This is a genomic window from Gammaproteobacteria bacterium (assembly GCA_013697705.1).
Lineage (GTDB): Bacteria > Pseudomonadota > Gammaproteobacteria > UBA6002 > UBA6002 > UBA6002.
This window is the reverse complement of sequence record JACCWJ010000029.1, coordinates 1-7,920: the sequence shown is the minus strand read 5'-3', so window position 1 is coordinate 7,920 and position 7,920 is coordinate 1. Positions and strand designations below refer to the sequence as shown.

Here is a 7,920-nt window from a genome sequence, read left to right as displayed (position 1 = left end):
ACTATTAATGAGGGCCCACAGGCAACAGCAGGCAGATAGTTACATTATTAACAAACAAATTGGGTAACCTCAATTGTGAGGCAACGATTCTCTTCCTTCGGTAACACTTTTCAATGAGGCAACGCGTACCAAAGGGAAAATGTCCCCTTTATTACCAAAGCAGAAATGTCCCCTTCTGAGTATAATCTCACTGTTTTATTAACCTAAAATTAACTAATAATAAAATTATTAATAAATGTGGTTGGGAAGCCCGCGAATGTGGATAAACGGTGGGTAACGCGTTAGCGTTATCCATGGTTTATCCGCATGACCCGAAGGGCGCTGGCTGGTCCGAAGGATCCATCCACATTAGCTTTTATAGGTAGATCAAGTAAAAATCTAGGTGGAAGGTTCCGTTACCTTATGGTTCTTAGAGTAATTAAATCCATTAAACCGTGACCAGGGCGTTTTGTGTTTATTTTTCTTTGCAATCATGCTTCGAAGCTGAGGGTCACAACTCCCTTTCGGTGTGTAATATTTTTTTGATCTAGACGGTGGCTGTGGTTTTCTTGACAACGGATAATAATCCAACTGTTGCTCTTCATACCAAAAACGCATATTGCCATCTAAGTATTTTTTTAAAATAATAAATTCTCCTGGCTGTACTCTACTCCCTTCTAGTCTCTTTACTTGAAAATATTCACGATTAAATTGAATGCTCCAATCATTTTTTAACTGTCTTTTATAATTCCAACACAGAATTTCATCTAAGTCTCCGTAAGGCTTGGGGTTCCTGTGATTATCAGTTTCTTCTTTAGGTGCTTGTGCAAATTTTTGGTTTATTTTATCTAAAAATTTTTCTTCCAGATAATGGTTAGCCGCTTCAATGGTTTTTATTCCATATAGTTTTAAATCCTTTACTAATCGATCCTGATAAACCCCATGCTTTCTTTCTACCCGCCCTTTAGCTTGCGGGGAATAGGCCTTTATAATTTCAATGCCTAATTTCCTGCAAGCTTGCTCAAAATAACTAAAACCCTCTTTTATCAGTAAGTCGTCGTCATATTTTTCTTTCAGGCGCTTAGGAGAAACATATACGCTCTTTAAATCAACGTAAACTGATTTGGGGATGCCATACTGTTCTATCCATCTCTTTAAACAAGTTAATAATATCTGCGTGGTTTCGCCAGTATCTATTAATGCAAATGAAATACCTGTTGCATCGTCAACTATATTCAGTAAACAATCTCTTCTTTCATCAGAAAACCAGCCATGGATTGAGCCATCAATCTGTAACAAATCTCCAAAATTTGCTCTTCTTTCTCTATAAATGACGCGCTTTCTCTTTTTCGTCCATAAACCTTCTTTTTTTAACCAAAGACGTAATGTTTCAGCATTTATAGGTAAGCTGTCATCTTCCAGCATTTTTTCAGCTGCAAACGTAGGACCAAATCCCAAATACTTTAACCGATACAAACCTAAAATCTTTTCTCTAAAATCTGCAGAATAAGCGTTGCTTGCCTTCTTGCCTCGGCTCTTATGACATAGCCCTTTGTCTGATTCTTGTTGATATCTTTGCCAGATCCTTTTAGTTTGTCGATAACTCACGCCTAACTTCTTGAGCATTCTTTTAGAGTAAATTTGCCACATTTAAAACTGTCTAAGATAGTTTTGCGTTCTAATTCTTTTTTACTCATAATCAAAAAGTCCCCCATCTTTGCCACCTTTTTTCGGAAAAAAAGCAGGATGGCAGATTATTTATATGGGGGACACTTTAGCTTTGGAGAAAGGGGGACATTTTCCCTTTGGTATCACAAGGGCACCTCTCGAAATTAAGAGATATTGTCAAAAGTTGTGTATGCGCATGTTAGGCGGCTACCTTCAATTTTGATTTTTTTCCCTTCTCACGAATGCCATCAATAAAATTAATTCCCTCAATGGACGTCCGCTAACTGCTTAAATCCATGAATGCGCCGCCATCTTTTTTCGGCACTTTCACAAAGTTTAAAAACCATCGTTAATATGGTTGTTCTTGAAAAGCATCCCTTTGCTTTTATCGTTCGATGCCGTACTGTCGCGAAAGTTGATTCAATTGGATTGGTGGTGCGCAAGCTTTTCCAATGCTCCGCTGGAAAATCGTAAAACGTTAGCATCTGTTCTTTGTCTTTTAATAAGCATTCTGTTGCCTTGGGATATTTTAATTTGAACTTGGCAATAAACTCATCAAAGGCTTTATAAGCTTTCTGCCTAGTCTCTGCCATCCAAATTTGTTGTATGTCACTTTTTGCCTGCGCCTGCAAACTTTTAGGCAAGTAATTTAAAATATTGCCTGTCTTATGCACCCAACAGCGTTGATGACGTGTTTCTGGAAACACCTCATTAAGTGCTCCCCAAAATCCTAATGCACCATCACCAACACCTATTTTGGGCGCTTTTTTTAAGCCTCGGCGTTGCAAACATTTTAATCAATCCGACCAGGATTCTTTGCTTTCACGATAACCATCTGTAATGGCAATGAGCTCTTTAACACCATTTGCTTTAACGCCAATAATGACTAGAACGCAATCTTTGGCATCTTCCATGCGGGCTTGAAAATAAATGCCATCTGCCCACAAATACACATAATAATCGCCTGCTAAACTTCTTTGATTCCAGTTTTCATATTCTTCTTCCCAACGCTCTTTCAGACGGCATATAACACTTGGGGATAAACCTCTCGCTGTATCACCCATTAAAGGCAACATCGCTTCTCTAAAATCTCCCGTGGAGATACCTTTTAAATATAATAAAGGAATAAATTCCTGCATCTTTACGCTGCGTCTTAAATAGCTCGGAATAATCGATGAGCGAAATTGAGTCTCATTTTATGGTCCCTCTATCCCTAACGCGAGGCACTGATACCCTTACTTCTCCAATGCCTGTTTGAATGCCACGCTCCGGTAAATAACCGTTTCGTACAAATTGATGGCGACCATCTTCCAGCGGTTTCTGATTCTTAATAAAAAAGTCTTCCACTTCTGCTTCAACCGCTAGCGCTAACAGTTTTTTTGCACCTTGGCGTAGGGTTTCTGTCAGTAAATCTTGTATGGGTTCTAGTGTTTTTAATGCAATTACGTTATCTTGATCCATGGTGTACTCCTTCTTTTATTGAACTTTTTAGTCGAAATTCAATTTTGAAGGGTACACCACCCAACTTCAATACCTCATACACAACTTTCGATCATATCTCCCAAAAAAAGGAATAATATGTAAATGCAATTTATGCTTTTTTTGCTTTAAATTTTTGGCCCCTTCTAACAATTGTTTTTCAAAATACTTTTCTCCTGCCTCCCCGAACGTAAAAACAACTTTACGACCTTTAGGCAAATATAATCGCCCTTCCATAGCATCCGTGTAGTTTCGCTTAGTCAACGCATTGATAGGTAAGTAGACTTAGATTTCAAAAACCAGTATATTAGCCGGAAATTCGGCTGTTTCAAACAGCCTTTTTGAAGATATCGACGGTCTGATTAAAGGATCGTTTTTTTGAACTTGTTAGTCCCAACCTCCTGGTATATTTTACTTATGCAGCGATTTCAAAATAAAAATGTCATGATAACTGGAGCAGCTTCAGGTATTGGACGCGCGGCAGCCATTCGTATTGCGCAGGAGGGAGGAAATTTAGCTTTGTTAGATATTAATCTAAGTAGACTAAAAGATGTGGCTCAAGAATTAAACACCTACGGAAATAAAATCTTCTATTCAAAATGTGATATATCTAATTTTGAAGAAGCAGGACAAGTTATAGATAATTTGTGCCAAGAGATCGGTGGTATTCAGGCGCTTAGTCATAATGTCGGTATTTTACGCTGCTATCATACTCATGAAATGACTTTAGAACAGTGGAATGAAGTTATTGCTGTAAATTTGACTGGTACTTTTAATGTTAATAGGCATGCTATCCCTCATTTATTAAAAAATAAATGTAGTTATTTAGTTAATACATCATCGAATGCTATAGATCAGCCGCATCCTTGGATGTCTGCTTATGCTGCAGCTAAAGGTGCAATCAAATCGTTTACGCGTTCTCTATTTATTGAGTATTGTTTACAAGGATTGCATGCTAACTGTGTTTTACCAGGAAGCATTAAAACAGACCTAGCAGAAACTTTCATGGTTCCAGAGGGCGGAAATCGCGAACTCATTAAAACTTTGATTCCGCTGGGTGAAAGTAAATTAGTTAGCCCAGATCATGTTGCCGGGGTTATTGCTTTATTAACATCTGATGATGCTTTTCATATTAACGGCACAGAAATAACAGTAGATGGAGGCAAAATTTTTTAGTTGCACAGGGAAAGCAGAAGCTAATGGTTTGTGCTAATTTACCAGTACAGAACTTGCAGAAATTTCGACGGTTCTCGGTTAATTTAGTGTTCGCTTTTGTACTGAAATGAGTGTTTGTTCCGAAGAAATAAATTACATTCAACAGATGACCGAAAATTTACTGTTTTTAGCACGCGCAAAAAATTCACAAATTGAGCTAGAAAAAAAAGAATTAGATACAAAAAATGAAATAGAAGTAATTACTCGTTTCTATCAGAGGATAAGGCAATTCAATTTAATATAAATGGAACAGCCAAAATTATTGCTAATAAAGTTATGTTCCGAAGAATGATCAGTAATATATTATCTAACGCACTCAAATATTCTAAGGATTATATTTCGTCTTTTCATGACTTGTCAGAAGAATCAAAATTGGGTGAGAAGATAATGAACCCTTTTTCCACTATTGATATTTCTATAATTGAACTGAGAAAAGAAGTAAAAATAATTATAAACGACCATAGAATATGGAATAGCAGAAGAACCTTTATCTTATATCTTTGACTGCTTTTACCAAGCTGATAAATCAAGAACTAGAAATATAAATGGTATTCGCCTTGACCTCACCATTGTTAAATCCATTGTTGACTTACATCAAGGATGTATCTCTATCACCAGTGAAGCGAATGAAGGCACCATAGTTATCATTAATCTTCCTAAATGACAAAATTGTAATTTATTTTTCATCTTCCCGTTTGAGTTCAATTGCTATTATTGCCCATTGAACTTAATTAATGGGGAGTAAAAATAATGTTTAAAAAAATAGGTAAGGCAGTAGCAAGTTGTATAATGGGGGTTGTTACAGGATTTGTTTTAGGCCCATTTGCTATGGTTGGAAAATGGATTTCCATGAATGAAGAATTCCTAATAAAAGACGAGATGACAGATCCTTCGGAGCTTTTGCCACACGGCGGAAATTTTTCTCCTGCCATCTTAATTATTGGAATACCCATATTCTTTGTCGTAGGTCTTATTTATGGGCCGCTTAGGGGAGGACAATTAGGAGTGAAATGTGGATGGGAAAAAGGTTTTTTTTCCGCTATTGCTAAAGAGATGTTTACTTATGATCCATTTAGTATTACGAAAGAAATTGCTAAAGACATTCCAGAAGGTAGGTTTGTTAGTTATAGAAAATTTCGTGAGTCGGGTATTTTTGATCCTTTAAAAAAGAAAGAACCCCGGGAAGTTGATTTGATATCATCAGCTTCATATGACAAAACCGATTCTATAATCTTACCTAACTTTTTTTATACTGAAAAATCACGTTTAAAAATTGCTGATGCTGGAATTAGTGGTCAGCGATATGGTTTTGAACCTTAATTAATAGTTATTTCTATGTTTTTAAACTAGTGCAGGCTTACGTTTCTTCTCCTGAATTAGGCACTTTTACTTCAAAGGTAAACGACGTTCATCAGCCACTCGAAGCATAAGCAAACGGATAGCATCTGAAATCGATAGCTATAGAGCGCATCAGCAGCTCGCTCTTTGGTTACAGCATCAATACGAGCACGAACATAGGTGTCACTTTTTATGGTTTTACTTCGTCTTCTAAAACCAGGAATTAGGAGGATATCTCCTCCTAGGTATTTTAATCTCCATTTAATTCTCAAATCAAAAGGTTAGATTACTCTAATTTAGTTAAAGGGCCTCCTTATTTGAGGTAGAGCAAAGATTTCAGGCGAAATTTTTGAAGATCAATTAGTGACTACTCGCCCCTAGAAGCGAACGTCCACTTTTGGGGGAATTTAAATGATGGTAGAGATTATCAATCTATACGGTTAGACTGGATTTATTATCCAGCATGCAATCTTGGAGCCTGAGTGACAAAAGTCCTGCTTAAAATTACTGGAAGAAGCTGTTGGTCTGGAACCTGACTAAGCGCACCTTCGAAATACAGAAAAAACAAGATGGAGCTCTAAAAAAGAAGCGCTTAATATTTGTAAAAATTTTCATGACCATTTATGGCATCTGTTTTATTTTTGGGGGCCTACGACATTGGTTAGACATCATGCATGCAGGCATACTGCCTTATACCGGCATTCCACCATTTTTTAATTTCTATTTGACCTCGCTTGCTATTTTAGACTTCATGGTGGTAATAATGCTCCTCTTAAGACCTATCCATGGTTTAATTTTTGCAGTAATTATTATGGCGTCAGACCTGTTGATAGATTTTCATCTTAGCAAGACATACTGGCATACCTCTCTTTTTGAAAATATCGGCCTCCAACTTTTAGCCATGTTTGGAATATTTCTTTTTTTTACAGCACCATTCATTATTAAATGTATAATTCGCGAACAGCAGCAGAATCAATAATGACTTCCAACTAGCTGATTATAAGCAAGACCAAATCAGCAGATACACCATAAAATGTAGCCTGGATGCAGCGTAGCGGAATCCAGGATCTAGCTATGAAATTCCTGGATTCCGCTACGCTGCATCCAGGCTACATTAAGGAATGAATTAAGTAGCGTTGCATCGTTTATAATTTTTATAAAAGATTCACAAATCGACCTTGTCACACTGGATAATTAATTTCGGGCCAACCTGAACCCTTAACCTACATTTCCAAGTTACTAAGCTAGCGGCACTTAATGATGTAAATTTTGAATAGTAGATACTATCCTTTATATAAAGACTCATTTGAAGGAATTAACCATGGCGGCATCGAAAGAAGAATTATATAGACAAGATAAAGCAAAGTTCGATCAGGAAGAGGCCCATAAGCTATTGGCGTCGAACATAAAGATGGAGGTTCCATTTACGGAGAACGTCAATGATCCTGCTGAAGGTTCTCCCGACGCAGTTCTTATTCAGAATTATGTGTTAAGTCATCCTAATTTTGAACGACGTGTTATCGTGAGACCTTCAAGTATTCGTGCTACTGATTATAGTCAAATCATTCAAGCTTTGAATGATTTTGCGAACGATGATCATGCCGATGCGCTACTTATTCCTATAAGTCTAGAAGGCAGACATGCTACCCATGCGTTTGTTACAAAACTAGATGATGAGAAATTTTTGTTCGAATACTCTGACTCCTATGGCAAAGATTCTCCGTACGCAACGCCTCCCCATGGTTTACCTGAAGGACTGCACGAAGAGGTGGAAAAATCATTAGGTAAGGGTGAAGTCACTTTCAAAATAATGGAGATCAGTCAACAGTCAACTTCCGAAAGCTGCTTTGCTATCAATTATCAAAATATGAAGGATAAGTATCAAGGAAAGCCGTTCTCCATTAAATCTATCACGAGCCATGGAGAAGAAGATGGTAAAGTGAGAGAAGTTCGCGTTCAGATGAAAAAAGATTTGGGTTGGATTTATGATCAATATAATTCAATTAAAACTAAAGTGATTAAATCGATTAATAAAGATGAAAGTTTAAATAAACTTTCTAAAAAACGAATAGAACTGAAAGAAGAAGCCAAGCGACAAGGTGATGTATTTGATATTTATAATGACCCCCACATTTTAGACCAGCAAAGAAATAAATTTTGAGAGATAATAGCCTCTAACCGGAGGTAAAAATGGCAAAGAACAAGAAGTGGTCGGCAGTAGCAAAATTTGAAATTGCATTA

6 protein-coding genes and 1 pseudogene are annotated in these 7,920 nt (G+C 37.0%); 5 read left to right on the top strand and 2 right to left on the bottom strand.

From position 1 onward, the window contains the following. Window positions 1-378 precede the first annotated feature (378 nt). Both H0U71_07320 and H0U71_07315 read right to left on the bottom strand, forming a co-directional pair. Complete coding sequence (locus H0U71_07320; GenBank protein ID MBA2654858.1) at window positions 379-1,587, bottom strand: ISNCY family transposase; 1,209 nt, start codon at window positions 1,585-1,587, stop codon at window positions 379-381. Between the two features lie 259 nt (window positions 1,588-1,846). Next, a pseudogene (locus H0U71_07315) lies at window positions 1,847-3,108 on the bottom strand (IS256 family transposase). 396 nt (window positions 3,109-3,504) lie between these two features. Here H0U71_07315 and H0U71_07310 point away from each other — a divergent pair. From H0U71_07310 to H0U71_07290, 5 genes are all read left to right on the top strand, one after another. Further along, a complete protein-coding gene (locus H0U71_07310) occupies window positions 3,505-4,302 on the top strand; it encodes an SDR family oxidoreductase (protein MBA2654857.1) in 798 nt (265 codons plus the stop codon). A 499-nt stretch (window positions 4,303-4,801) separates the two neighbouring features. Then, window positions 4,802-5,005, top strand: coding sequence for a hypothetical protein (locus tag H0U71_07305; protein ID MBA2654856.1), 204 nt, complete (start codon window positions 4,802-4,804; stop codon window positions 5,003-5,005). A gap of 86 nt (window positions 5,006-5,091) precedes the next feature. Next, entirely contained in the window at window positions 5,092-5,661 is a 570-nt protein-coding gene (locus H0U71_07300) for a hypothetical protein (GenBank protein MBA2654855.1), read from the top strand. 538 nt (window positions 5,662-6,199) lie between these two features. Continuing rightward, the gene (locus H0U71_07295; GenBank protein ID MBA2654854.1) at window positions 6,200-6,658 is read left to right on the top strand and encodes a hypothetical protein; all 459 of its coding nucleotides are present in this window, start codon (window positions 6,200-6,202) and stop codon (window positions 6,656-6,658) included. A gap of 342 nt (window positions 6,659-7,000) precedes the next feature. Continuing rightward, window positions 7,001-7,840 carry a hypothetical protein gene (locus H0U71_07290; GenBank protein ID MBA2654853.1) on the top strand — a complete coding sequence of 280 codons (840 nt, stop codon included), beginning with the start codon at window positions 7,001-7,003 and terminating at the stop codon, window positions 7,838-7,840. The last annotated feature ends 80 nt before the right edge of the window (window positions 7,841-7,920 follow it).

Bases quoted from the DNA above. Each gene is read 5' to 3' on its own strand.
- H0U71_07300 (MBA2654855.1), top strand. From the start codon at position 5,092: ATGTTTAAAAAAATAGGTAAGGCAGTAGCAAGTTGTATAATGGGGGTT.
- H0U71_07290 (MBA2654853.1), top strand. From the start codon at position 7,001: ATGGCGGCATCGAAAGAAGAATTATATAGACAAGATAAAGCAAAGTTC.